Source organism: Bartonella sp. AC62GZZY (assembly GCF_042196525.1).
Lineage (GTDB): Bacteria > Pseudomonadota > Alphaproteobacteria > Rhizobiales > Rhizobiaceae > Bartonella.
On the sequence record NZ_JBHIQN010000101.1, the window covers coordinates 1 to 544 of the forward strand.

1 protein-coding gene is annotated in these 544 nt (G+C 44.3%); it reads right to left on the minus strand.

Annotated features, from left to right (window positions below):
* Positions 1 to 26 precede the first annotated feature (26 nt).
* On the minus strand, positions 27 to 544 hold a 518-nt coding region (locus ACFIML_RS09385), incomplete at its 5' end, for a class I tRNA ligase family protein (RefSeq protein WP_375688064.1).

A 544-nucleotide genomic window follows, 5' to 3' on the forward strand; every position in this document is an offset into this window, starting at 1 on the left:
ATTTTCTCCTCCTCTTGATCTAAACTTTAAATCCTGCCAAGCATCTGTAATTCACGCAAAGCAGCCGCATCGCGAGCAGATATATCAGGATAAGCCGGATCGCTGCCAACATCTTGTGTATAACGCCATGACCTCGCACATTTTTTACCCAAAGCCTTCCCCGGATACACACCAACGCCTTCAACATCACTCAGAGTAAAAGCATCCTTAGGTATTGTGTCCTGCCTAATTGTTAGAGCACTAGTGATACAAATTTCTGCCATATCTAGATTCTCCAATGCTTCCAATAAAGTTGGATTAGAAATAAAAACAATGGGGGCTGCTTCTAAAGATGATCCAATACGCTTGTCTGCTCGTTCAAGCTCTAAAGCACCCGTCACAACTTTGCGGACCTGACGAATTTTTTTCCAACGTTCAGCCAAAGATTCATTCTGCCACTCCTCTCGCGTAGAACGAAACTGTTCCAAATGCACCGATTGACTCTTTGGGTAACGCTCTAACCAAGCTTCTTCCATCGTAAACGGCAACATTGGAGCAAGCCATG